The organism is Prevotella koreensis (genome assembly GCF_003977605.1).
In the GTDB taxonomy this organism is placed as follows: domain Bacteria; phylum Bacteroidota; class Bacteroidia; order Bacteroidales; family Bacteroidaceae; genus Prevotella; species Prevotella koreensis.
This window is the reverse complement of record NZ_RYYU01000001.1, coordinates 958208-984563: the sequence shown is the minus strand read 5'-3', so window position 1 is coordinate 984563 and position 26356 is coordinate 958208. Positions and strand designations below refer to the sequence as shown.

Genomic DNA, 26356 nt, shown 5'->3' with positions numbered 1-26356 from the left:
CTTTAACAAGGTCTTTGCAGGTTTCGCCAAGAGTGGAAAGGGTACCATGGGTTGGTGCCATGGATTCAAACTGCATCTGCTCTGCAATGATTCCGGTGAAGTGATAACATTCTGTCTTACAGGAGCAAACGCAGATGACAGGGATAGCAGAGTGTGGACGGTATTTGCAAAGGTTCTCTACGGAAAGGTATTTGCTGACAGAGGATACATCAAACAGGAACTTTTCGAGAATCTGTTCAGTCAAGGTATTCAACTTGTGCATGGACTTAAAGCAAGAATGAAGAATAAACTTATGCCTATATGGGACAAGATTATGCTAAGAAAAAGATATATCATCGAATGCATTAATGAACTTCTAAAGAACAAAGCAAACCTTGTACATTCACGACACCGTTCCATACATAACTTTATCATGAACTTATGTTCTGCACTTACGGCATATTGTTTTTTTGAGAATAAGCCGGAAGCACTGCCTGTATATGTAGAAAAATCAAGGCAGTTAGAACTGTTTAAATACTAAACTTATCCCGAACTGGCGTCTTATTTCATTGTTCTCCGCATCTAGTACCTCCAGGCGGTAGCCTATCCTCATTTGGTCAATGGCTTCGGTCAAAAGTTTTTGGACATGGAAACGGTCATTGATAAGCGTTGCACGTGGGAATGAGTTCCTAACTGTAAGCATCATGGCCGATGAGGGGTCGGTGGTAACGGTTCTGACTTTACGGCGTTGCTTGATAGGCGCTGATTTCAGAACGGATGAGACGGTATCAGACGCAATACCTCTTACAATGGCGGCCAAAGCATTCTTGCGACCATGGGCTGCCTTGTTGGTAAGTATGGTGTAAACCTCACCATTGGACAGGCATGTTTCATCAAGGCTCATGTCTGTACCAAAGTTCTCGGGAAAAAGAAGGTAGTCTTCCGAATGGGACAATTGATCCCAACTGTGATAATCACTGATTACATCCTTGTATTGTTTGCGAAATGTCTGACCATTGAGACCGTGACGCTCTGCAAGAACACAGATGCTAACAGGCGTGGTTTCAATCTCCTTCTTTTAAAAAAGCAACGAACTCCGCATTAAGACGTGTTTCATCGTGTTCAGAGAGTTCCCACTCATAACTGAATATCTCGCCACTATCCTTATCGAGCCATTTGCGCTTACGAACGTGAAGAAAAGTCGAACGGCCACGAATGGGAAAATCACGGATGGTGCGATATTCACCAAAGCCATGAGAGATAATAGAACTGTTTTTCTTATCATCACGCATTTGGACTTTCTTCTCATCAAGCCAAATATCGAAACTAACATCTGTCTTCTCAAAATTAACAACATCAAAGTTGCCGATCAGTACATCCGGAAGGATAGCACGAAGGAGTTTATCTGATTTCATGATACAAAGGTAACTCTTTATTCTTGAATATCGGCTCAACAACCGGAATTATCCGTTGAGCCCAACTTTTATAAAGGTGTGAAAGGAGATGCTATAAATATAATGTTGGCAGCGGCGGCATATAACTTCAAAAGAGCAATGAGAGTTCCTACTGAGCCCAAGAATATGGTGACTGCTTCTTTTAAAAGAGTGCCCCTGCATCGAGCGAACTCTGATACAGGGGCGGGTGAAAGGAGGAGGTGGTACCACCAGGAATCGAACCGGGGACACACGGATTTTCAGTCCGTTGCTCTACCAACTGAGCTATGGTACCATTCATGTTTCTTTTTTGCGAGTGCAAAGGTACGTTTTTTTATCATATAATCCTTATTCCTCTACTATATTTTGTTTTGTATTACCTTTTTTTAACAGATGGATATAATAGGGTGAATGGGTTTCGGTTATCGGTCATTTAAAAATATGTTCTTTTTTTTTGTTATCCCATTTTTTTCGTATAACTTTGCGGTTAAAATGAATGTTTGTTCGTAAATAAAAAGAGAAATATAAAGAATAAGGTGACACATAAAGAAGATATACAGAACGCTGTGAATGTGATGAAACAGGGGGGAGTGATACTTTATCCCACTGATACGGTGTGGGGTATTGGTTGTGATGCGACTAATGCCGAAGCCGTTGCAAAGGTATATAAAATGAAACAGCGTGACGATTCTAAGGCCATGATATGTTTGGTCGATTCGGATGTCAGGTTGCAACGCTATGTCAGGAATGTTCCTGAAGTGGCTTGGCAACTGATGGAATATGCAGAAAAACCGACAACGGTGATTCTGGACAATGCTGTCAATCTCGCCCAAAATCTTATTGCTGAGGACGGGAGCATAGCAATTAGAATAACTCATGAGGAATTTTCAAAAGAACTTTGTTTCAGATTCCAGAAACCAATAGTTTCAACGAGTGTGAATGTCAGCGGTGAGCCGGCAGCACAGAATTTCCGAGACATTGCCCCGGAATTTATAGAGGCGGCCGATTACGTATGCTTCACAAGGCGACAGGAGCATAAACCACACACACCTTCGTCAATAATAAAAATAAAGGAAGACGGAGAAGTTACAATAATAAGGAAATAGGAATCGTAACGAATGAGCGGTGCTGTATTGCAGAAGTTAGTAGAATGGCGTGGGCGACATATTAGTGACCGTCAGTTTACGCTATTGCTAAGTTTTGTAGTTGGTTTTCTTGCTGCAGTGGCAGGCTATGTTCTACATTGGATTATATCCGAGATACAGTTATTGCTAACTGCCGGATTTGATATTACTTCTTTCAACTGGATGTATCTTGTCTTGCCTGTTGTTGGAATCTATCTCACTTCGCTTTTCGTGCGTTATATCGTGCGTGACGACATCGGGCATGGCATAACGCGGATATTATACGCGATAAGTTCCAAGAAAAGCAGGATAAAAGGGCATAACTGTTGGAGTTCGGTAGTAGCGTCGGCCATTACCATAGGTTTTGGTGGTAGTGTCGGTGCCGAGGCTCCTATAGTTCTCACCGGTTCGGCAATCGGCAGTAATCTCGGTAAACTGTTCCGCATGGACAACAAAACGATGATGCTGCTTGTGGGATGTGGCGCATCTGCAGCAATAGCCGGGGTCTTCAAAGCACCGATAGCAGGCCTTGTTTTCACTCTTGAGGTATTGATGGTTGATTTGACCATGGCCTCTCTTCTCCCAATACTTATCGCGAGTGTAACAGCCACGTGCTTCACATATATTTTTACCGGTTCTGCATCGCTTTTCAATTTCTGTCTTGACGGCAATTGGATGCTCGAAAGAGTACCTGCAACAATACTTCTTGGTGTGTGTTGCGGACTTTTCAGTCTTTGGTTCATACGTGCGTCTAATATGTTTGAAGGAATATTTGAGCGTCTCGGAAAGAATCATTTGGCGCGTTTGGCACTTGGTGGAGTGGTTCTATCATTGCTGATATTCCTTTTTCCGACACTTTTCGGCGAGGGATATAGCAGCATTGACATACTGCTTAACGGAAAGACCGAGGCTGATTGGCAGACGATAATGAACAACTCATTATTCTACGGACATAGCGACATGCTTGTGCTTTATGTCGGTCTTGTGGTGTTTACCAAGGTTTTTGCAACAACTGCAACAAACGGTGGAGGAGGTTGTGGTGGTACGTTTGCACCATCATTATTCATGGGAGCGTTTGGTGGATTCCTTTTTTCACGTGTTTGGAATATGTATCAGATAGGGATTTATGTGCCGGAGAAAAACTTTACTCTTCTTGGTATGGCAGGAGTTATGACCGGCGTTATGCATGCCCCGCTTACAGGAATATTCCTTATTGCCGAACTCACGGGAGGTTACGCTATGTTCATTCCGTTGATGATAGTCTGTATATGTTCTTATCTGACAATCATTATTTTCGAACCACACAGTATATACGGCATGCGACTTGCACGTCAAGGTAAACTTATAACTCATAACACCGACCGTGCCGTGCTCACGCTGATGAGTCTTGACAGTGTGATAGAGCGTGAGGTGACAACCGTTTCGCCTGATATGGAACTTGGAAAACTTATTCATTTCATAAGTCGCAGCCGCATGAGCATAGTTCCTGTTGTGGACGAGGCCGGGCATTTGTTGGGTGAGATTGACGTTACCAAGATCAGACACATTGTGTTCCGTACAGAACTATATGGACATTTCCGCGTGTCGCAACTTATGACTGAACCTCCTGCTGTGCTTGGAGACAATGACCCTATGGACGAGGTGATGAAAAAATTCGATAGCACCGATGCCTCAATGCTACCTGTAGTAGATTCTCTCGGAAATCTGAAAGGATATGTTGAACGTGCACATATATATAGTCAGTATAGGCAAATGGTTGCAGACATGTCGGCAGAATAATCTTTACTCAATAATACTTGTTCTTGTTCCGTTCAGGAAATCTTTGGCAGACATTCTCTTTTTGCCGCTAAGTTGTACTTGTACCAGTTCGAGCATCTCTCCACCGGCCGATACCATGAGTCGTCCGTTGTGCTGAAAGAAAGTGCCTGCCGGTTTCTCTGTGGGTATGTTTGTGGTTCGCGAGTCGTATATTTTTATTGTCTGTTTACCATCATTGCCGAATTGAGCCCATGCTCCAGGTATTGGAGACAGACCGCGTATGAAATCATGAACCTGCTGTGCTCTCTTATTCCAATCTATTTTACAATTTTCTTTAAATAGTTTCGGGGCATCATGCAGTTTTCCTACACTCTCTATCATTTGTTCTTGTGGCATGCTCTCTACATAACCGTTTCCTTCTATGATTTTGTCGATAGTGTCAATAGCAATCTCGGCACCGAGTTTCATGAGATGGTTATAAACCGTTTCTACATTATCTTCCGGTCCGACTGCGATTTCTCTTTGCATAATGATTCTTCCGGTATCAATGTCGTGGTCGAGGAAGAATGTTGTTACTCCGGTTTTCTTCTCGCCGTTTATGATAGCCCAGTTAATGGGTGCTGCACCACGATATTGCGGTAACAGTGCGGCATGAACATTGAAAGTGCCGAAGCGCGGGAGTGCCCATACTGTTTCGGGGAGCATACGGAATGCTACCACCACTTGCAGGTCGGGACTGTAAGTATTAAGTTCTTTAATGAAATTCTCATCCTTCATCTTTACAGGTTGTAGCACCGGTATGCCATGTTCAGTGGCATAAACCTTTACGGCAGGCGGTTGTAGCGTGTCATGATGTCGTCCTACAGGTTTGTCCGGCTGTGTAACAACGCACACGACATTATATCCATTCTCAACCAATGCACTAAGCGTACCTACAGCAAACTCCGGTGTACCCATGAATACTATTCTAAGTTCTTCTTTCTTCATCAGTTCCTTTTTTTATGATGTAAAATCGTTGCAAAGGTACATAAAATCATTGTGAAACTAATTCTTTTCAATTATTAATTAGTATTTTTGCACTTACAATGAAAAATGGTGAATACCAAACGAATTATGGGTATAGAACAATTCTACGAAGAGTGGAATAATGATAATGAATGTATAGAAGTTCAGACAAGCGGGTCTACGGGAGAACCTAAGAAGATGATGGTGAGAAAGAGTCGGATGTTGGCTTCTGCTCGCCGTACAAATGATTTCTTTGGGCTTAATCACAACGACAGGGCATTGCTGTGCATGAGTCTTGACTATATTGCAGGTAAGATGATGGCTGTCAGAGCGATAGAACGAGGCTTGCGACTTGATATTGTTGAGCCTTGTAGCAATCCGTTGGCACGGTGTTGTGGGCGATATGATTTTATTGCTATGGTTCCGATGCAGGTGTGGAACTCGTTACGCAATGATGATACGAGGAAACGTGTTGCAGATATAGGCAATCTCCTGATAGGTGGCGGTGCAATCAATAATGATTTAGAGAAAGAGTTGTCTGCAATGCCATGTCGTGCTTGGAGTTCATACGGAATGACCGAAACACTCTCACATATAGCGTTGAGGAGGGTGGGGAAGAGTCTGTGGTATGAGCCGCTTAGGCAGGTTTCGTTATCGCTTGCCGATGATGGTTGCCTTGTTGTCACAGATGAAGCAACAGGTGCATTCAATATGAAGACCAACGATATTGCCGAGTTTTCTGCCGAAGGTAGGCAGTTCCGTATTCTCGGTCGTAAGGACAATGTTATTTGTTCGGGTGGGATAAAGATTCATGCTGAGGAGGTGGAGCGTATAATTGCAACCGCTTTCTCCCGGCCATTCATGATAACTAAGTGCCATGATGAGAAGTTTGGAGAGGCGGTTGTTATGGTGATAGAAGCCTGCGATGATGCAATTGTTGGTAAGGCTCGTACTGTTTGCACGGAGATACTTCCGAAATATTGGCAGCCTCGTCATTATATTGTTATAGAAAAGTTGCCAAGAACAGAAACGATGAAAGTGCGTAGAGGTATAGTTGTTGACTTGGATAAAAAGGAATTGTGTTATAACGATTATAAATAGGAATAATATGATTTCGTTTCAAATGATAGATATGTCTTTAATGTGTTCTATTTCCGGTCTTTCTCCTATCTGACCGACAATCGTAACTATATCAAAACGCACATTGTTATTTAAACGACGATATTTTATGTAATTACTTATAGCCTGCTTCAAGTACTGCATTTTATAATAGTTGACTGCATTTGCCGGCTCGCCAAACATTCTGTTTTGTCGTGCTTTAACCTCTACAAAAACATAAACATCATTGTCTATGGCAATGATATCTATGTCCTTTTTTCCTGATTTCCAGTCTCTTTCAATGATTACATAACCTTTCTCTTGCAAATACCTTGATGCAATCTCCTCTCCCCATTTTCCGAGTTCGTTATGTTCTGCCATACCATTGTTTGGATTATAATTACTGAAACGTTATCGGTAAAAGATTATACTATTATCCAAAAGGGTTTTCCTCTCAAAGCAAAATCGGCGAAATTGCATCACAATTTGGGCGAAATTGGTCGGCAAATTGGGCGAATTTGCATTATAAAAGAGCATGAAATGCAATGCCGTTCAGAAACTATCTGAAACTGTCTGTTAGAAGTTTTATTTCTATCTGCGGACTGATACGCTCGTAAAGAATGTTATAGACAGCATCAAGTATAGGCATGTTTACGTGCATGTGACGATTTATTTCCTTCATACACTTTGTTCCGAAATATCCCTCGGCAATCATTTCCATTTCTATCTGTGCCGACTTTACGCTATATCCTTTGCCAATCATTGAACCGAATGTGCGGTTTCGTGAGAAATTGGAATATCCCGTGACAAGCAGGTCGCCCATATATACGGAATCTATTATTGCCCTTTCGATAGGGTGAACGACATTCATGAATCGGTTCATTTCCTGAACAGCATTCGACATGAGCACAGATTGGAAGTTGTCGCCGTATTTCAGTCCGCTGCATATACCTGCGGCAATGGCATATACATTCTTCAGTACCGATGAATATTCTATACCTATTACATCGGTAGATGTCTTTGTCTTTATATAGTCGCTTGCTATTAAGTCGGCAAATGCCTTTGCCTTTTCTGTATTCACACAACCGATAGTGAGATATGACAGTCGTTCGAGAGCCACTTCCTCGGCATGCGAGGGACCGCCGATGCACGCAAGGTTCTCGTGAGGGACATCATAGACTTGATGGAAATACTCTGAACATACGAGGTTCTCATCGGGAACGATACCCTTTATTGCAGTAATCACAAACTTATCTTTAATGCGTGTCTTGAGTTTCTTCAAGTGATTTTTAAGATATGGTGAAGGAGTAACGAACACAAGGGTGTCATAATTATCCACAATCTTATTTATGTCGCTCGAGAAATCTATCTCGTCCATGTTGAAACGTACGCTGACAAGATAAGCAGGGTTATGTCCGAGTCTGCGGAAGTCCTCGATACGGTCGTCGCGTCGCATATACCAACCGATGTGGTGTGTATGTCCCACCACAATCTTTGCTATTGCCGTAGCCCAACTTCCGCCGCCTATTATCGCTATTTTACCACAGTCAAACATAGTATTCCAATTTAACAGTCCTTGATTTTAAATAGACAAATTGATGATTGAAGGATTAGCAGTTGATTGACAATTCACTATATACATTTACTTAACGCGTCGTGTATGTCGTGAATTGTCAATCGCAGGTTGTCAAATATTTGCTTTTTTAATCCACTGTTGTATTTCATCAACAGATGGCTTTTGCATATCGAGTTTGTATTTCTTCACAATGTCTCCGATTTTTTGTTGCAGACCTTGTGCTTTTTCATCCTTTATATTTGTCACGAGGTTGAATCCCGCCTTTCTGAGTACCGGTATCCATTCTGCCGTAACACCAACTTCTGCCCATTCTGCCTCATTGCTTTGAGGTATGGTCTTTTCCGGTTTCATCTGTGGGAAGAACAGAACTTCTTGAATGAATGTCTTACCGGTCATGAGCATTACAAGGCGGTCAATGCCGATTCCGATTCCTGAGGTTGGGGGCATTCCATATTGTAGTGCGCGCAAAAAGTCTTTATCGATTATCATTGCCTCATCATCACCCTTGTCTGCAAGTTTCATCTGTTCGACAAAACGTTCTTCTTGGTCGATTGGGTCGTTAAGTTCTGAGTAGGCATTGGCAAGTTCTTTACCGTTAACCATCAGTTCGAAACGTTCCGTAAGTCCGGGTTTTGAGCGATGCATTTTTGTTAGCGGTGACATTTCAACAGGGTAATCTGTTATGAAAGTCGGCTGTATGTAAGTACCTTCACAGAATTCTCCAAAAAGTTCGTCAATGAGTTTGCCCTTTCCCATGGTGTCATCAATATCAAGTCCTTTTTCCTTGCAGAATGCGCGTATTTCCTCTTCTGTCTTTCCGTTGACATCGAAACCGGTCTTCTCCTTGATAGCATCAAGTATAGGCAAACGTCTGTAAGGAGCCTTGAACGAAATTATCTTACCGTCAATTTCTCTTTCTGCCTTACCATTCACGGCAATACAAATTTTTTCGAGCAAATTCTCGGTAAAGGACATCATCCAGTTGTAGTCCTTGTATTGCACATACAGTTCCATACATGTGAACTCCGGGTTATGGTTTCTGTCCATTCCTTCATTGCGAAAGTTCTTGCCTATCTCATAGACACCTTCAAAACCGCCAACGATAAGTCGTTTCAGATACAATTCTGTTGCGATACGCATGAACATATCTTGGTTGAGTGCATTGAAGTGTGTTATGAACGGACGTGCAGATGCTCCTCCTGCAATGGTCTGTAGGGTAGGTGTTTCCACTTCGGTGTATCCGTTGTCATCGAGCACTTGTCTTAATGTTCTCATTACAGTGGCACGGTGTAGGAATGTTTCTTTCACTCCTTCGTTGACAACGAGGTCAACATAACGTTGGCGATAGCGTAGTTCAGGGTCATCAAACTTGTCGTATGCCACACCGTCTTTGTATTTCACGATAGGCAGCGGCTTAAGACTCTTGCTGAGTAACGTCAGTTCTTTTGCATGAATGGAGATTTCTCCCATCTGTGTACGGAATACAAAACCCTTTATTCCGATAAAGTCACCGATGTCAAGAAGTTTCTTGAATACCTTATTATATAGATCTTTGTTCTCGCCGGGACAGATGTCATCACGCGTGATATATACCTGAATTCTTCCTTTCGAGTCTTGTATCTCAGCAAAAGAAGCCTTTCCCATAACTCGACTACCCATCATTCGTCCGGCAATACATACCTCGCGTGGTTCGTCTTCGTCGTTGAACTCATTCTTTATATCTGTACTGAAAGCATTCGTAGGATACTCTGCTGCGGGGTATGGGTCGATACCCATTTCTCGAAGTTCCTGAAGACTCTGTCGTCTTCCTATTTCCTGTTCGCTCAGTTCTAAAACGTTCATGTGATTTTTATTTATTGATTTCCTCTTTTATATTTCGTGCAAAGATAGTAATTATTTCTGAGATAGCGTGTATTTTAAGTATTTTTTAATAGACATATACTATACTCTTTTACGAAATTCGGCGCATGTGATAGCCGTGGCTATGGCAACATTCAGCGAATCCGCACACTTACGTCCTTCCGGATAGTTTGGTATCAGTATTCTGTTCGTTATCACCTTGGCCACTTCCTTGGATATTCCTCGCCCCTCGTTGCCCATTACAATGATTCCATCATTGGAAAGATTGCTTTTGTATATATTATCTCCATTAAGAAAAGTGCCATATATGGGTAGGCTTTCGGAAAGATGCTTCAGTGTTTTTTGCAAGTCGGTGTAAATAACCTTCACGCGAGCGATACTACCCATTGTTGCCTGTACTACTTTTGGATTATACACATCGGCAGTCTCGTGACTACAGATGATTGTTTCAATGCCGAACCAGTCAGCGATGCGTATTATCGTACCGAGGTTTCCTGGGTCTTGAACTGAGTCAAGAGCGAGTGTCAGTTTTCCTTTTAACTCTTTTGTGTAATCTTCCGATTGATTGTTTGAGAGAATAGGGAATACTGCCAACACTTGTTGCGGGTGTTGCAAAAAACTTAACCTTGCGAGTTCCTCTTCGGTTACTATATCAATCTCTATTCCACCTGTTTGCTTATTGTTAATCCATTCGTTTGTGGCTATCAGCCTTTTAGGACGCATTACTTCCATTAAGTCTTCAACAACTTTAGGACCTTCTGCAACAAATACTCCTTCCCTTGTTCTGAACTTTTTCATCTCAAGAGAGTGTATATATTTTATGAGATTTTTGCTTAACACTTATTCTGATTGAAAATGTAATTTGGACGATTATTTTTTCGTTTCTTTCTTTATCCATCCCAAGCGATGAGTTTTCCCTTTCTTACCAAGCGAGTGAAGAGAGTAGAACCCATCCGGAAGCGTTCTGATGTCAATCATGTCTTCGCTATAAGCGCGTGTGGCAATTGGTACACCTGACAATGATTTGAATACTATATATTCTGCATCAAGAGTGTTTGGACGTGGTGGGAGTTGTACGCGATAATCATCATTGAATATCAAATGTGGGGTCTGCGGCTTCGGTTTGGTTTGACCAACCCTTGCCGGTTCGCTCTCATTGCCAAATCTGTCTATTGCACAAACGGCATAGTTGAACGGCCGTTGCGTATCAATGGTTAATGAAGTTCCGCTTACGAGTTGAGCAATAAGGTTTCTCGCATCGTTTACATCCACTGTTTTCTCTTGAGAGGCATAGATGTTGTAAGTGACATTGGGACTTTCATTTCTGCTCCTTGCTTCGTCCCATGTAAGTATTTGCTTGCCCTCCATATCGGTAATTCTAAGATTTGACGGAGCGGTGGGAGGCATTTTGTTAAGCCATGACATTGCAGGGACAATGGCGGAAAAGCGGTCGAATTCATTGATTGTAAAGTCATAAAGCCCTTTTGTGTTTTCTGTGAAGAAGCGACTTCTGAAATATGTATGACCTATTCCTATTTGTCTTAGGTAGTTCATTTGGCGTTGAACATCTATTAAATTCCATCGACCTTCAGACGGATGCATGAAATATATTCCAAGTCCAGGTGCCATTATCCTGCCGTATGATTTTTCTTTCCAGTCAAGAGCAAAAGGATAGAAATTGTCTCCCTTGAAATAAATCATTGGGAATTCTGCATCCATCAAGCCGTCTTTCAACCATTGTTGCGCATCTTGTGCTACAGCTGTACGGGCATTCCAACCTCTGCTGCTGAATCTTCTCAGATCATCGTGCTTGCCAACGGGCGAACAACTCAGCATAACCCACGGTTTCTCACGCTTTACTGCATCATTTATTGCCTCAACTATTCTTGTTATGTTTTCTCGACATTTTGCTCTGTTGGCAGGCATTTTCCATGCATCCGGGTATCTTATGTAGTCAAGATGTATTCCATCGACATCATATTTTCTTACTATTTCTGCGCATATACTTGCTATATATGGAGCAGTTTCCGGATTTTCCGGATCAATATAACCGTCTGTTCCTATCTTGCGTAATATGTTCGGACGGTTCTTTCTAAGTTGTTGTGCAGCATAAGAATTCCACGGTCCAATGGGAAGTGTGACAATCCATGAGTGTATCTGCATTCCACGCACATGACATTGTTCTATTGCGAACTGTAAAGGGTCGTAGCCGGGATACTTTCCGGGTGTGCCTGTTATGTTCTGATCCCACGGTTCTATGTCGCTATGGTAGATTGTAGATGCTCTTACTCTTGATTGCATCAACACAAGGTTAACACCTGCTTTCTGAAGTTTATCGAGAATATCTGTCAGTTCTTTTTGCTGCCGTTTGATGCTTTCAGGAGAGTTGGCCTTGGTTTCCGGCCAGTCAAGACTTTTCACTGTTGTCAGCCATACAGCACGAACTTCTCTCTTAGGACTCTCTCCGTAATTGATGTTTGTTTCATGCTGAGCACCCGCAACCAATGAAATCATTGCGGCGATTGATAAAATAATAATTTTCTTTTTCATATCGTTTGCAAAGTTAACGATATTTTCGGCATTCTTTTGCATGTTTGATAAAAAATAGTATCTTTGCACTCAGTTTTTGATAAATTAAGGATATGTAAAGGTGATATGGTAACATTTATTGTTAGCCTTGTTGTACTTGTATTGGGTTATTTTATCTACGGTAAAGTTGTGGAGAAAATATTCAAACCCGATAATCGAGAAACCCCAGCCGTAAGGATAAACGATGGAGTTGACTATTTGGTGCTACCATCATGGAAAGTTTTCATGATACAATTCCTTAATATTGCCGGAACAGGACCTATTTTCGGTGCAATTATGGGCATGTGGTTCGGACCTTCTGCCTATCTTTGGATTGTATTTGGATGTATATTTGCCGGTGCAACTCACGATTATTTTTCCGGTATGCTATCTATGCGCTATGATGGCTGCGGTCTTCCCGGACTTATCGGACACTTCCTTGGTAACAAGGTGAAGCAGGTTATGCTTGTTTTCTGTGTCTTTCTGCTTGTCATGGTAGGAGTGGTGTTTGTATATAGCCCGGCCATAATACTCGGAGATATTTGGGCAAACCGCATCTTATGGATTTTCGTTATTTTCATTTATTATATCATAGCGACACTACTTCCGATAGACAAGATAATAGGTAAGATATATCCATTGTTCGCATTTTCGCTCCTTTTTATGGCAGCTGCGCTTATGATTGGGTTGTTTATAAAACATCCCCAACTACCGGAATTATGGGACGGATTGGATAATCTCGGTGCAGAAAAGTTCGGAATGACTAATTCGATATTCCCTGCGTTGTTTATAACGATTGCATGTGGTGCAATCAGTGGTTTCCACGCGACACAGAGTCCACTTATGTCACGTTGTTTGAAGAGTGAGAAAATGGGGCGTCCGGTATTCTATGGTGCAATGATAACAGAGGGTGTGGTTGCTTTGATATGGGCAACCGTCTCTTCTTATTTCTTTTTCTATGATGGATGGAAGGAAGTTGCTCCTGCCGATTTGCTTATCCAATATGAGCAGAGTGGTAAGACTTTGATACAGTTCTTTGATGCTCCTACGGTGGTGAAACTGGTGTGTAATAGTTGGCTTGGAGCGTTAGGTGGCGTACTTGCGTTACTTGGTGTAGTGGCAGCGCCCATAACCAGTGGTGACACAGCATTCAGAAGCGCTCGTTTGATAATAGCGGAGTTTCTACATATCAAGCAACGTTCCATGATAAAGCGACTTGTAGTAGCGATACCTATATTTGCCGCATCAATCGCTTTTCTTTTCTGGCAGATAGAAAATCCTGATGGTTTCAATACTATTTGGCAGTATTTCGGTTGGAGCAATCAGACATTGTCTGTATTCACTTTGTGGGCAATAACCGTTTATCTTGTCCACGAGAAGAAGCCATATATTGTCACTCTCATACCGGCCGTATTCATGACAGTGGTCTGCATCACATTTATTTTGGTATCGAAGAATGGTTTCGGTATTCCGATGGAAATTGGCTACGGCATTGCCGGCGCAATAATGGTATTATCGTTTGTATGGTTTTTTATATGGAAAACGAAGAATAAAGGTGTTAGATAGAGGATAATTATTAAATTAAAAGAAAAAAACATGAAGAAAATTGCAATGTTTATTATCGCTTTGGCAATGTCTATTACGGCCAATGCACAGTTTGAACAGGGAAAGATTTACGTAGGTGCATCACTCACCGGACTTGATCTCAGTTATAGTGGTCTGGACAAACTTCACCTCGGTTTGGAGGCACAAGGAGGATATTTTGTTATGGACAACATTCTCTTAAAAGCAAATGCGGCATTTGAATATTCAGGTAGAGAAAATGCGCCAACAGATTTTATCGTAGGTGTTGGTGGTCGTTACTATATACTTCAGAACGGACTTTATTTCGGAGCAAATGCAAAATTGTTGCATGCCAACCATAATCACAATGACATTATGCCAGGGATAGAAGTCGGCTACGCGTTTTTTGTAAACCGCACGGTGACAATAGAACCGTCTATATATTACGACCAGTCATTCCAAAAACACTCTGATTACAGCAAGTTCGGTGCACGTCTTGGTATAGGAGTATATTTGTTCAAAGATTAAAATGCTTTCTTGTTTTCGTTTTTGAAAATGTCTTGTCAATGAGACTTGTACGAACGATTGACGAGAATACATATTCATTATAGCATTTATATATTATGTTATCGGTAGAAGATTTAGAAGACAGACTTATCGACCTCTCTTTTGCAGAGGATATTGGTGATGGCGACCACACAACTCTTTGTTGTATTCCGGAAGATGCGATAGGAAAGAGCAGACTGATTATCAAGGAAGATGGAATACTTGCCGGCGTGGAAGTGGCAAAAAGAGTATTCGCCAAATTCGATTCGTCTATGCAAGTAGATGTGAAGATGGGCGATGGCTCTAAAGTAAAGAAAGGTGATGTGGCAATGATTGTGACAGGAAAGATACGATCTTTGCTTCAGACAGAACGTCTCATGCTTAATATAATGCAGAGAATGAGCGGTATAGCAACTATGACTAACCGTTATGTTGAACTTCTTAAAGGCACTAAAACACATGTACTTGACACTCGCAAGACTACACCCGGAATGCGTATGCTTGAGAAGCAGGCAGTAAAAATAGGTGGAGGAGTGAATCACCGAATAGGTCTTTTCGATATGATTCTGTTAAAAGACAATCATGTTGATTTCTCAGGTGGTATCAACAATGCCATTAGTCGCTGTCATGAATATCTGAAAGAGAAAGGACTCAACCTGAAAATAGAAATTGAGGTGCGTTCTTTTGATGAGATACGACAGGTAATTGAGTGTGGCGGCGTTGACCGTATTATGCTTGATAATTTCAGTGTTGAGGACACTCGAAAAGCGGTGGAGATGATTGCCGGAAAGTATGAGACAGAGTCAAGTGGCGGAATCACATTCGATACTATACGTAGTTATGCCGAATGCGGTGTCGATTACGTTTCTGTTGGCGCGCTCACACACTCGGTCAAGGGGCTTGATATGAGTTTTAAAGCATGCTGACAACGTTATTGCTTAGTGCAGTATTGACATTTTCTCCTCCCGTTCATCATGAAGTGTTATTGGCAGGAAACTTCGGCGAGCCTCGTCCGAATCATTTTCATGCCGGCTGTGATGTAAAGACAGGACAGGTAGAGGGCAAGCCGATATTCTCGATTGCCGACGGATATGTCTGCCGTGCAACGGTTGGCATGTACGGCTTTGGTAATGCTCTCTATGTGAGACATCCCAATGGTTATACCAGTGTCTATTGTCATTTGCAGCGTTTTACGCCACAGATTGCGGCAATGGTCAGAAAGTGGCAATATGGGCACGAGCAATATGTTGCCGATGTGGAATTCAAGCCGACAGATTTTCCTGTTGCCGAGGGACAATTGATTGCCGTAAGTGGGAATACCGGAGCAAGTGTTGCTCCGCATCTGCACCTTGAGGTTCACGACACTCGTACATGGGATGTACTTGATCCGCTTGATTTCATTGGCAAATATGTGAAAGATGCCACTGCACCAACAGCAGATGCAATAATGGCAATGCCGATAGAAGGCGAGGGCGTGTTTTGCGACAAACAGCATAAACAACGTTTCAGCCTGTCCGATAACAATCCAAAGATGACGGCATGGGGCAGGGTAGGCTTTGCCTTTCATGCCGAAGATCGTATGGAAGGCAGTTGGAATCGTCTTGGAATCAGACACTCTGCACTTATTGTTGATGGTGATACGGTCTTTATCAGCGATGTAAACCGCATTCCGGAAATGTTCCACCGCATGGTTAATTCGTGGGGAGACTTTGATTATTATATGGAAAACCGCACTTGGTTCTTGAAATCATTCACCGATCCCGGTAATAATCTTCCGATAATATACACTGATGAGAGACGTGGAATAGTGACGTTTAATGAAGAGCGACCCTACCATATTACATATATAATAAGTGACTATTTCGGTAATAAAAACGAATATCGCTTTGTGGTGAATGGCAAACGACAGAACATTGAACCGCGTAAACCGGTCGGAACATACATATTTAAATGGAATAGTGACAACTCTTTCACGCTTGATAATGTGATGTTGAAACTGAAAAAAGGACTGCTTGCAAAAGACATTGGCATAACTCCGCAAGAGGCGGCAAGCCATTATGGCATATCAATGGCATATTCGTTCTGCGACCGTCAGACACCGATTCTCGACTGGGGTGAGATTGGTTTGAAAGTATTGTCCGGCGTGGAGCACCCCGAAAAACTTTATATCGTCTGCCATGACACGTATGACCGATTTCTTGAAGGTAAATATAAAGGCGGTTGGGTATATGGACGTTTGCGCGACCTCGGGCTTGGTTATGAAGTGGCATACGATGATACGCCGCCGGAAGTGACGCTTGAAGTGTCAACAAGTGAGCATCTGCGATTGAATGTTGCCGATGGAAAGAGTGGAATAGCATCGTTCAAGGCTTATATTGATGGTAAATTCGTGCTGTTTGAAGATGTTCCAAAATCTACGGGTAAGGTTTGTAATCTTAAAACCACACCGATAAAACGTAATGGAACGGCAAGAACTCTCACTGTCTATGCAACGGATAATTGCAATAATAAGGTAAAAGGAGAGTGGAAAATTGAATACTGACCTGAATTATCATACCTATTAAAATAAAGAACGTAATTTTTATATTATATAATTTAAAATTCTAATGTTATGAAGAAAACTTTTTTCTTACTGGCTGCATTATGCAGCGCAAGCATATCTATGGCTTGCACAAATTTTATTGTTGGCAAGGCGGCAAGTACGGATGGTTCTGTCATTTGTACATATAATGCCGACGATTACGGAATGTTCCAAGGACTGTGCCATTTCTCCGCAGGTAAACATCAAAAGGGTGAAATGCGCAAAGTTTATGACTGGGACAACAACAAATACCATGGAGAGATTGCAGAAGCAGCCGAAACATATAACGTGATTGGCAATATAAACGAGTGGCAGGTTACTATCGGAGAAACCACATTCGGCGGACGTGAAGAACTTGTTAATCCTTCCGGCATACTCGACTATGGTTCACTGATTTATATTACTCTGCAACGTTGCAAAACAGCACGCGAGGCAATAAGCATAATGACATCGCTTGTTGAAGAGTATGGCTATAACTCCGGTGGTGAAACATTCACTATTTGCGACCCGAACGAGGCTTGGATAATGGAAATGGTTGGTAAAGGTCCGGAAAAAAAAGGAGCGGTATGGGTTGCTATAAGAATACCTGACAATGCTATATGTGCACATGCCAACCAAAGTCGTATTACCACTTTTGATCAGAAGGACAAGAAAAATGTAATCTATTCAAAGGATGTAATCAAGTTTGCACGTGAAATGGGATTCTTCTCAGGAAAAGATGCAGACTTCTCTTTCAATGCTGCTTATGGCGCACCAGACTTCGGCGGCCGTCGTTATTGCGAGGCACGTGTGTGGAGTTTCTTCAACCACTTTGCCGATATGACACCGTATCTCGATTATGCAATGGGAAAAGTGCCAAATGCAGAACCGATGCCGCTGTGGATTATCCCGAACCGCAAGGTTAGCGTACAGGATATAGAAGAGTGTATGCGTGACCACTATGAGGGAACTCCGTTCGCACTTGATAATGACATGGGAGGCGGTATATGGGATATGCCTTACCGTCCGACACCGTTATCTTTCGAGGTTGACGGAAAGAAATGCTTCAACGAACGTCCTACAAGTACCCAGCAGACCGGATTTAGTTATGTTAGTCAGATGCGTTCATGGCTTCCGAGAGAGATTGGCGGTTGCATGTGGTGGGGAAATGACGATGGAAACATGATTGCATACACCCCGATTTATTGCGGAAATACCGTGCAACCAAAATGTTATAATACTCCGGGTGCCAATGATGTTACATTCTCAATGGATAATGCTTTCTGGGTTTGTAACTGGGTAAGCAACATGGTGTATCCTCGTTATTCACAGATGTTCCCGTCATTGAAAGCAGTACGCGACTCTCTTGAGAACTCATACTTCGCCAACCAAAAGGCGATAGAGGAGCGTGCATTGCAAATGTATAAAGAAAATCCGGCAGAAGCGAAAAAGTTCCTTAACAATTACAGTAACGAGAAAGCACAGCAGATGCTTGAAAGATGGCAGCAACTGGCATTCTATCTGATTGTTAAGTATAACGACATGGCAGTAAGACCGGAAGTTAACGGAAAATTTGAAGTCACACCCGAAGGTCTCGGCGCAAGGGTTAAGCGCACCGGTTTCCCTGAAAAATATGCAAGGAAACTTATAAAAGAGACCGGTGACAGATATGTTCAGCCATAAGGTTTCAATAATATAAACGATTAGTATTACTTTTTGTAATAACCAATTTGGGCGAAATTGCAAACCAAATTGGGCGAAATTGGAAAGTAAATTCGCCCAAATTGAAAAGCAATTTCGCCCAAATTACAAATAGAAATATTTTGTATCGAGTAGATATTAGCCAATGAATGGCATATATTATTTGTCTTATTCATTAGGCTTGCGTTCTTTTTATCTCCATATTTCCGTTTAGCCTTTTATCAGTATCGTTGTCATAAACAATGACATTTTCTGTTGATGTTTGCAAGAAATGTTGTAATTTTGCAGCGATAATGAAAACGAACGGTTTATATATATTCCTTATAATATCAATTTTGCTCGCTTCCTGTAGCACTCAGTCGTCACGAAACGATTTGCCACCGTGGGGCACGGAAGCAAACGACAGTATAACATTGTCGTTAAGTGATATTATTTCTAACGGAGAAATAATAGCCGCGACGCTTTCAGGACCTGATACATATTACGAATATCGAGGTGAAAGACTTGGACTGCATTATCTTTTATGTGAGAAGTTTGCCGCAGAACTTGGAGTAACTCTACGTGTACAGTTGTGTCGTGACTCATTGGAGTTGCGGAGAATGTTGCTTGGTGGGGATGCTGATGTTATAATAACACCGATATTAAATGATGATGCTGACGAACTTCGTTTTTGTGGAGCAATGGGAGTTGATGGGCATCATCAATGGGCTGTTGCCCCACAATGCACGGAACTTGCCGATGCTCTTGACCGTTGGTACTCTAAAGAAGGAAAGGGTTTACAGGCAAAGGGTGACATCGCATTGCGAAATACCGATCGTTTGTCATCTCCATTCGGAATGTGGGGTGGAGAGTCACGTAACTCCGGTGGTAATACCGGCAGACGTGCGAGTCGCTATGGCGGCAATTCTGATTTGCCCTCATTTGCCCATGTAGATACTCCGCCAACGCCTCCCGGTGCTATCTCGCCTTGGGATAATCTTTTCAAGAAGTATGCTTCGGTGGCGCGGTGCGATTGGGAATTGCTTGCGGCACAGTGCCATCAAGAGTCTGGTTTTGCCCCGATGGCACGTTCTTGGGCCGGTGCATGCGGACTTATGCAACTCATGCCCCAGACTGCAACATCGCTCGGTGTGCCTCGCGACAAGATATTCGATCCGGAAACAAATGTTTGTGCTGCAGCCAAACTTATGTCTTCTCTGTCATCGTTATATTCTAACATCAATCCTTTTGAGGAACGTTTGTGCTTTATGCTTGCTGCATATAATTGTGGTTCCGGACACGTTTCTGACGCTCAGGCATTGGCTCGAAAGGATGGTAAAAGCGGTGATCGTTGGAGTGATGTTGAGCGGTATCTGTTGTTATTGAGCCAACCGGAGTATTACAATAATCCGGCTGTGCGTCATGGATATGTGAGAAGCAGTGAGACGGTGGGTTATGTACGTGCCATACGCCAGCGTTATGCACAATATACTGGCGGCAGAGTTCCCACTTTGGGTGTTTCGTCAGACCGACATCGTAAGGCCACAAGGCCTCATCGTTTCAAATAAGTCAGAAATTATACAACTTCCACTTTGTCAATCTCCTGTTCCACGTCACAGTAGTGGCATTTTAATACGCCATTTGATTTATCTACGACATGGAACACAGTTCGCATGGGTTCATTGTTTGTGATACACTTTGGATTGTTGCATTTCACGATGCCGCGTAGTTCATCGGGGGTCTCAACTGTTTTTTTCTCAACTACTTCGTAGTCTTTTATTATGCTTAAAACGACATTTGGTGCAACAACAGACAGTCGGGATATTTCTTCGTTGGTAAAAAACTTGTTCTCAACTTTAATGATACCCTTTCTTCCTAATTTGTTAGAGGCGTAGTTATTGCCTATTGTCACGATGGTTTGCAGTTCGAGCAATCCCAAAAGGTTTGCCACCATGAATGTTTTCTCTGCAGGTATATGGTCGATAACTGTGCCGTTCTCTATCGCGGCAACCAATCTTTCTTTCTTGTTCTGCATATCGCTGTGATTATTCTTGTTTATTCGATTATTGTCTTGTCTGCCTTAACTTCTTCAAGAGTGATGCCTAAAACATCGCATATTATTGCCTCTCTGGCATACAGACCGTTGCGTGCCTGCTGTATGTAGTATGCGTATGGAGTTTCGTCCACATCGTATGCAATTTCGTTAACACGCGGCAATGGGTGGAGTATCTTCATATTGGGCTTTACACCTGTCAGCATATCGGCTTTCAAAATATAAACGTTCTTTACCCTTTCATATTCCATCAGGTCACTGAATCTTTCTTTCTGCACTCTTGTCATGTATATAATATCCGCATCAGCTATTATCTCCTCGTTGAAATCTGTATGTTCTACGAATTTTATGCCGTTCTCTTTGCAATATAACTTATATTCGTTAGGCATGGCAAGTTCTTCCGGTGCGATAAAGTGGAATGTAGGATTGAAATGACGCATTGCCATTATCAGCGAATGTACTGTGCGTCCGTACTTCAAGTCACCCACAAGAAAAATATTTAGGTTTTCGAGCGTTCCCTGTGTCTGGTATATTGTATATAAGTCGAGCATACACTGTGATGGGTGTTGGTGTGCTCCGTCTCCTGCGTTTATAATCGGTATTGGAGCAATTTCGCAGGCGTATTGTGCTGCACCCTCTATGTAGTGGCGCATTGCAATTACATCGGCATAGTTGCTTACCATCAATATAGTGTCTTTCAACATTTCGCCCTTTGTCCCACTGGTAATTTTGGGGTCGGCAAATCCAATCACTCTTGCGCCAAGCCTGTTGGCTGCCGTTTCAAAACTCAACCTTGTTCTTGTTGAAGGTTCGAAGAACAAAGTTGCTACGATCTTGCCTTTTAGGAGTTCGCGATTTGGATGTTTCTCAAATTGCTGTGCCATCTCAATCATGTACATGATTTTTTCCTTTGACAGGTCGGCAATGGTGACAAAATTACTTTTTTTCATTGGGAAGAATGTTGTTTATAGATTTTTCCGCGAAGTTACGCATTATTTTTTATTTCTTGATGATAAATTAAAAGAAATGTTGTATTTTTGCGTTCGATAACAGAAAAATAACATTATTGATGAGAAAGAAATTTGTAATATCGCTCTGGTTCATTCTGCTTTCAGTATTTGGCTGTACTGTGCTTGGCTTCTTTGCTATATGGTTTGGGCTGATTGGTTATATGCCGGATATGGAAGACTTACAGAACCCCATAAGCAGATATGCATCGCAAATTTATTCTGATGAGGGAAAGATTATTGGTACTTGGAATATCAACCGTGAGAACAGAATCATGGTGGAGTATAACGAACTTTCTCCCGACCTTGTGCATGCTTTGGTATCTACAGAAGATGAACGTTTCTATGAACATTCGGGCATCGATTTCATTGCATTGGGACGTGCTGTCATTAAGCGCGGACTGTTTAGGCAGGCAAGTGCGGGCGGTGGTTCTACGATAACACAGCAGTTGGCGAAACAGTTATATAGCGAGGCGGCACATAATTCAGTAGAACGATTGATTCAAAAGCCGATAGAGTGGGTGATTGCCATAAAACTTGAGCGCAATTTTACCAAAGAAGAGATAATCGCAATGTATCTCAACTATTTCGACTTTCTGCATAGCGCAGTGGGAATTAAGCGTGCGGCAAATACTTATTTCAATAAGGAACCTAACAAACTTTCGCTTGCAGAGTCGGCAACACTCATAGGATTATGCAAGAATCCGTCTTATTTTAATCCCGTAAGACATCCTGAAAGATGTAAGGAAAGGCGTGATGTGGTGCTTGGACAAATGTTGAAGACGGCTTACATAACGCGTTCGCAATATGAAGAGGCTTGTGCAGAAGAATTGAAACTTGATTTCCATCGTACAAGTCATAAGGATGGGGAAGCTCCTTACTTCCGTGAGTTCCTTCGTCAGTACATGATGGCCAAGAAGCCTGATTTGAAAGATTATCCGTCGTGGAACAGGAATCAGTATTCCATTGACTCGTTATATTGGGAAACAGACCCACTTTATGGCTGGTGTAATAAGAATTTCAAGAAAAACGGTGAACCATATAATGTTTATACCGATGGCTTGAAAATACACACGACCATAAATACTAAAATGCAGAAATATGCTGAAGAAGCAATGAGAGAACATCTTTCAAAGACTTTGCAGCCTGCATTCAATTCGGAAATAAAATATAAAAAGAATGCACCATATAGTTCTACGGCATCTTCCGACAAAGTGAAACGTATCTATGAACGTTCCATGAAACAGACCGACCGTTACAGAATGTTGAAGAAAGCCGGTGCGTCAGACGAGGAGATAAAAAAGGATTTCAACACTCCTGTAGAGATGAGTGTGTTCACATATCATGGAGTTGTAGATACGTTGATGACACCTATGGATTCCATAAGATATTACAAACGTTTCTTGCGTGCCGGTTTTATGTGCGTTGATTCGCACACAGGAGCAGTGAAAGCATACGTAGGAGGAATAGATTTCAATCATTTCAAGTACGACATGGTTACTCTCGGCCGTCGTCAGGTTGGTTCTACGGCAAAGCCATATCTATATGCGCTATCGTTGGAGCATGGATATACTCCTTGCAATATTGTTCCCTGCGTTCATCATAATTATGGAAACTGGTCACCAAGAGGTAGTGCTCGCGGAATGGTGACATTGAAATGGGGCTTGCAAAACTCAAATAACCTTGTTTCTGCATACCTCATGAGTCGCCTTGTTCCAAATGATTACAGGCAGTGTGGCATAGTTTATATGGATATGCTTAACAAGTTTGGTGTATGCACTCCTGGCATTCAGCCCTCCCTTGCTCTTTGTCTCGGTGCATACGAGGCGAGTGTCAGAGAGATGGTATGTGCCTATACGGCGTTTGCAAATCATGGAATACGTTCTGCGGCGATGTTCGTAACAAAAATAGAAGACAGTAATGGTGACGTTATTGCTACTTTCCAACCACAGATGAAAGAGGTAATAAGTGATGAAAATTCCTACCGTATGATTGATATGCTCAAGGCTGTTGTCGATCATGGAACAGGTGCACGCATGCGTAACAGATATAACATCAAGTGTGAAATGGGAGGTAAGACCGGTACAACCAATGATAACTCTGATGGCTGGTTCATCGGATTCACACCTCGGCTTGTATGCGGAGGCTGGGTAGGCGGTGAAGACCGTGACATTCATTTCGACTCAGGTGGTATTGGCCAGGGTGCAAGTATGGCATTGCCTATATGGGCATATTTCATGAAGAAGGTTTTTGCCGATAAAACTCTCGGTTATAATGAGACTGACAAGTTTGATATTCCTGAAGGATTTGACCCTTGTGGTTCAGAGGATATGGGCATGAATGGAATAGAAGAAGTATACGAATAAGTGCAGCATATATTTGTAAATAAAGATGTAAAGCATAAATATTTGTAAGTTTAAAATAAAATTACTACCTTTGCACATCTACCCAAAATTTAATTAAAATAATAAAATAGAATGAATTTAAAGATTTACTTATTGGCTTTTTTTGCCATATTTAATTTTATAAGTGTATATGCACAAGGCCCCAACAATACAGGCAAATATTATAAGGATGCCGATGGGAAAAAAGGACGTTCTTTGAAGACGGCTCTTTGTGGCATAATTGGAAGAAACTATAATCAGCAATCATATAGTGCTTTATGGACTGCATTCCGTACAACAGATACCAAACCGGGAGGTAATAAAATATATGACATATACAGTAATGCCACAGATTATACATACGGAGTAGATCAAGCCGGAAACTATAGTAAAGAAGGGGATAACTATAACAGAGAGCATACTTTCCCGAAAAGTTGGTTTGGAGGAAAGGTTTTTCCTATGTTTACAGATCTTTTCCATATCATGCCTTCTGATAGCTATGTAAATAACAAGAGGAGCAATTATCCTTTTGGAGCGAACAATGGTGAAAAATATTCGAGCAAAAATGAATATAGTAAACTTGGTCGTTGCACTACCACCGGATATTCAGGTATTGTGTTCGAGCCGAATGATGAATATAAAGGTGATATGGCACGCAATTACTTCTACATGGCCACACGATACGAAAACGAGATAGCAGGATGGACCAAAGACGGAGGTGCTATTCTTGCTCAGGATTCTTACAAACCATACAAGGATTGGCAAATGAATATGCTCATAGAATGGGCAAAGAACGACCCGGTAAGTCCTAAAGAGATTGCAAGGAACGAAGCCGTTTATGCCATTCAGCAAAATAGAAATCCGTTTATCGACTATCCCGGACTTGAAGAATATATTTGGGGTGAAAAGATGAATTTGTCTTTCTCTTACGATAATTACAATTCTGCTACTCCGATTGTTCATGTTGAAACAGATGAGCAGAAGCCAAATACATTTATATATGACTTGCAAGGGCGTAAGGTTGAGAACCCTACACATGGCATTTATATAAAGAACGGTAAGAAGATTTTCATAAAATAAAAAACATACTACCATGTCTAAGAAGAATCATCTTGTTATTATGGCAGGTGGAATAGGCAGCAGATTCTGGCCTATGAGCACCGATGAGTGTCCAAAACAATTTATTGATGTGCTTGGAGTAGGACGGTCATTACTTCAACTTACAATGGATCGTTTCTCTGGAGTTGTTGATGCAGAAAATATCTGGGTCGTTACTAATGGCAGATATGCCGACATGGTAAAGGAACAGTTGCCGGGTATTCCTTCAAACCATGTGCTTTGTGAGCCATGTAGAAGAAATACCGCTCCATGTATCGCATACGTAAGTTGGCGTATAAAGAGCCAAGACCCTAAGGCTAATATTGTTGTAACACCAAGTGATCATGTAGTTACAAATGTAGAAGAATTCAGAAGAGTAATAAAACATTGCTTGAATTTCACAGAGGATAACGATGCCATCGTTACTCTTGGAATGAAACCGACGCGCCCTGAAACAGGGTATGGCTACATACAGGCAGACCTATCGCAGAGCAGTGTTCGCAACAAGGAAATTTTCAGAGTAGATAGTTTCAAGGAAAAACCTGATTTGTCAATAGCAAAAGAATATATCAAAGATAAAAGTTATTTCTGGAATGCAGGTATATTTATATGGAATGTAACAACTATTGTTAATGCATTCAGAATATTCCAGCCTACTTTAAGCAAGATATTTGAGGGCATGCAAGATGTTTTTGGTACTGACAAGGAGCAGGAAATAATAGACAAACGCTATCCTGAGTGCCAGAACATATCTGTTGACTATGCAATAATGGAGAAAGTAGAGGAAATATTTGTGTGCCCCTCTGACTTTGGCTGGAGCGATCTTGGAACATGGGGGGCTTTGCTCATGCAGACAAAGCGCGACTTATATGGTAATAGCGTAATTGGAGAGAATGTGCAATTGTATGAAACAAAAAACTGTATAGTCCACACTTTACAGAATAAGAAGGTCGTAATACAAGGGCTTGACGGATATATTGTGGCAGAACAAGATGGGAAATTGCTGATATGCAAGTTGTCGGAAGAACAGAGAATAAAAGATTTTAAATCATAAAGAAACAAAT

The 26356-nt window shown here is 41.8% G+C and carries 23 protein-coding genes and 1 tRNA gene; 13 read left to right on the top strand and 11 right to left on the bottom strand.

Features of this window, described 5'->3' with window-relative positions; translation table 11 throughout:
• Positions 1 to 520 (top strand): IS982 family transposase (locus tag EHV08_RS11625; protein ID WP_238988003.1); only part of this gene is annotated, 520 nt, incomplete at its 5' end.
• Here the strand turns inward: EHV08_RS11625 and EHV08_RS11620 are convergent.
• The 3 genes from EHV08_RS11620 to EHV08_RS04245 all read right to left on the bottom strand — a co-directional run bounded on the left by EHV08_RS11620 (position 500) and on the right by EHV08_RS04245 (position 1707).
• Positions 500 to 883: a transposase gene (locus EHV08_RS11620; protein WP_238988002.1), complete on the bottom strand. Its 384-nt coding sequence runs from the start codon at positions 881 to 883 to the stop codon at positions 500 to 502. The two genes, EHV08_RS11625 and EHV08_RS11620, sit on opposite strands and share 21 nt — an antisense overlap.
• 160 nt (positions 884 to 1043) lie before the next feature.
• Positions 1044 to 1394 carry an ISAon1 family transposase N-terminal region protein gene (locus EHV08_RS04250; RefSeq protein WP_126678230.1) on the bottom strand — a complete coding sequence of 117 codons (351 nt, stop codon included), beginning with the start codon at positions 1392 to 1394 and terminating at the stop codon, positions 1044 to 1046.
• Positions 1395 to 1634: 240 nt separating this feature from the next.
• Positions 1635 to 1707 (bottom strand) — tRNA-Phe (locus EHV08_RS04245).
• 241 nt (positions 1708 to 1948) lie between these two features.
• Between EHV08_RS04245 and EHV08_RS04240 the strand changes: the two genes are divergently transcribed.
• Both EHV08_RS04240 and EHV08_RS04235 read left to right on the top strand, forming a co-directional pair.
• Positions 1949 to 2518: an L-threonylcarbamoyladenylate synthase gene (locus tag EHV08_RS04240; RefSeq protein WP_126678229.1), complete on the top strand. Its 570-nt coding sequence runs from the start codon at positions 1949 to 1951 to the stop codon at positions 2516 to 2518.
• A 12-nt stretch (positions 2519 to 2530) separates the two neighbouring features.
• Positions 2531 to 4315: a chloride channel protein gene (locus tag EHV08_RS04235; RefSeq protein ID WP_126678228.1), complete on the top strand. Its 1785-nt coding sequence runs from the start codon at positions 2531 to 2533 to the stop codon at positions 4313 to 4315.
• 3 nt (positions 4316 to 4318) lie between these two features.
• Here EHV08_RS04235 and fmt read toward each other — a convergent pair whose 3' ends face one another.
• The gene (gene fmt, locus EHV08_RS04230; RefSeq protein ID WP_126678227.1) at positions 4319 to 5281 is read right to left on the bottom strand and encodes a methionyl-tRNA formyltransferase; all 963 of its coding nucleotides are present in this window, start codon (positions 5279 to 5281) and stop codon (positions 4319 to 4321) included.
• Positions 5282 to 5407: 126 nt separating this feature from the next.
• On the opposite strand from fmt, the gene EHV08_RS04225 reads away from it, so the two are divergent.
• Positions 5408 to 6400, top strand: a complete 993-nt coding sequence (locus tag EHV08_RS04225; RefSeq protein ID WP_126678226.1) for an AMP-binding protein — start codon at positions 5408 to 5410, stop codon at positions 6398 to 6400.
• An 18-nt stretch (positions 6401 to 6418) separates the two neighbouring features.
• Here EHV08_RS04225 and EHV08_RS04220 read toward each other — a convergent pair whose 3' ends face one another.
• The 5 genes from EHV08_RS04220 to EHV08_RS04200 form a co-directional block, all read right to left on the bottom strand.
• Positions 6419 to 6778 (bottom strand): YraN family protein, encoded by a 360-nt coding sequence (locus tag EHV08_RS04220; protein WP_126678225.1) that lies wholly within the window; start codon positions 6776 to 6778, stop codon positions 6419 to 6421.
• Between the two features lie 178 nt (positions 6779 to 6956).
• Positions 6957 to 7952 carry an NAD(P)H-dependent glycerol-3-phosphate dehydrogenase gene (locus EHV08_RS04215; RefSeq protein WP_126678224.1) on the bottom strand — a complete coding sequence of 332 codons (996 nt, stop codon included), beginning with the start codon at positions 7950 to 7952 and terminating at the stop codon, positions 6957 to 6959.
• A gap of 132 nt (positions 7953 to 8084) precedes the next feature.
• The gene (lysS, locus tag EHV08_RS04210) at positions 8085 to 9815 is read right to left on the bottom strand and encodes a lysine--tRNA ligase (RefSeq protein ID WP_126678223.1); all 1731 of its coding nucleotides are present in this window, start codon (positions 9813 to 9815) and stop codon (positions 8085 to 8087) included.
• 99 nt (positions 9816 to 9914) lie between these two features.
• Entirely contained in the window at positions 9915 to 10673 is a 759-nt protein-coding gene (locus tag EHV08_RS04205) for an RNA methyltransferase (RefSeq protein WP_203227050.1), read from the bottom strand.
• A 30-nt stretch (positions 10674 to 10703) separates the two neighbouring features.
• Positions 10704 to 12383 (bottom strand): family 10 glycosylhydrolase, encoded by a 1680-nt coding sequence (locus tag EHV08_RS04200; protein WP_126678221.1) that lies wholly within the window; start codon positions 12381 to 12383, stop codon positions 10704 to 10706.
• Between the two features lie 105 nt (positions 12384 to 12488).
• On the opposite strand from EHV08_RS04200, the gene EHV08_RS04195 reads away from it, so the two are divergent.
• From EHV08_RS04195 to EHV08_RS11855, 6 genes are all read left to right on the top strand, one after another.
• Entirely contained in the window at positions 12489 to 13967 is a 1479-nt protein-coding gene (locus EHV08_RS04195; RefSeq protein ID WP_126678220.1) for a carbon starvation CstA family protein, read from the top strand.
• A gap of 30 nt (positions 13968 to 13997) precedes the next feature.
• Entirely contained in the window at positions 13998 to 14492 is a 495-nt protein-coding gene (locus EHV08_RS04190; protein ID WP_126678219.1) for an outer membrane beta-barrel protein, read from the top strand.
• A gap of 95 nt (positions 14493 to 14587) precedes the next feature.
• Positions 14588 to 15436, top strand: a complete 849-nt coding sequence (nadC, locus tag EHV08_RS04185; protein WP_126678218.1) for a carboxylating nicotinate-nucleotide diphosphorylase — start codon at positions 14588 to 14590, stop codon at positions 15434 to 15436.
• A complete protein-coding gene (locus EHV08_RS04180) occupies positions 15430 to 17052 on the top strand; it encodes a M23 family metallopeptidase (protein WP_126678217.1) in 1623 nt (540 codons plus the stop codon). Before nadC ends, EHV08_RS04180 begins: the two co-directional genes overlap by 7 nt.
• 69 nt (positions 17053 to 17121) lie before the next feature.
• Positions 17122 to 18753, top strand: coding sequence for a dipeptidase (locus EHV08_RS04175; protein WP_126678216.1), 1632 nt, complete (start codon positions 17122 to 17124; stop codon positions 18751 to 18753).
• Positions 18754 to 19064: 311 nt separating this feature from the next.
• The gene (locus tag EHV08_RS11855) at positions 19065 to 20318 is read left to right on the top strand and encodes a transglycosylase SLT domain-containing protein (protein WP_126678215.1); all 1254 of its coding nucleotides are present in this window, start codon (positions 19065 to 19067) and stop codon (positions 20316 to 20318) included.
• Between the two features lie 8 nt (positions 20319 to 20326).
• Here the strand turns inward: EHV08_RS11855 and pyrI are convergent, their stop codons facing one another.
• Together pyrI and pyrB are read right to left on the bottom strand one after the other, a co-directional pair.
• Positions 20327 to 20785 (bottom strand): aspartate carbamoyltransferase regulatory subunit, encoded by a 459-nt coding sequence (pyrI, locus tag EHV08_RS04165; RefSeq protein WP_126678214.1) that lies wholly within the window; start codon positions 20783 to 20785, stop codon positions 20327 to 20329.
• A 20-nt stretch (positions 20786 to 20805) separates the two neighbouring features.
• On the bottom strand, positions 20806 to 21753 hold the full coding sequence (gene pyrB / locus EHV08_RS04160; protein ID WP_126678213.1) for an aspartate carbamoyltransferase: 948 nt from the start codon (positions 21751 to 21753) through the stop codon (positions 20806 to 20808).
• Positions 21754 to 21872: 119 nt separating this feature from the next.
• Between pyrB and EHV08_RS04155 the strand changes: the two genes are divergently transcribed.
• The 3 genes from EHV08_RS04155 (at position 21873) to EHV08_RS04145 (ending at position 26346) form a co-directional block, all read left to right on the top strand.
• A complete protein-coding gene (locus tag EHV08_RS04155) occupies positions 21873 to 24176 on the top strand; it encodes a transglycosylase domain-containing protein (protein WP_126678212.1) in 2304 nt (767 codons plus the stop codon).
• Between the two features lie 111 nt (positions 24177 to 24287).
• Positions 24288 to 25274 (top strand): HNH endonuclease signature motif containing protein, encoded by a 987-nt coding sequence (locus tag EHV08_RS04150; protein WP_126678211.1) that lies wholly within the window; start codon positions 24288 to 24290, stop codon positions 25272 to 25274.
• Positions 25275 to 25287: 13 nt separating this feature from the next.
• Complete coding sequence (locus tag EHV08_RS04145; protein ID WP_126678210.1) at positions 25288 to 26346, top strand: mannose-1-phosphate guanylyltransferase; 1059 nt, start codon at positions 25288 to 25290, stop codon at positions 26344 to 26346.
• Positions 26347 to 26356 lie beyond the last annotated feature (10 nt).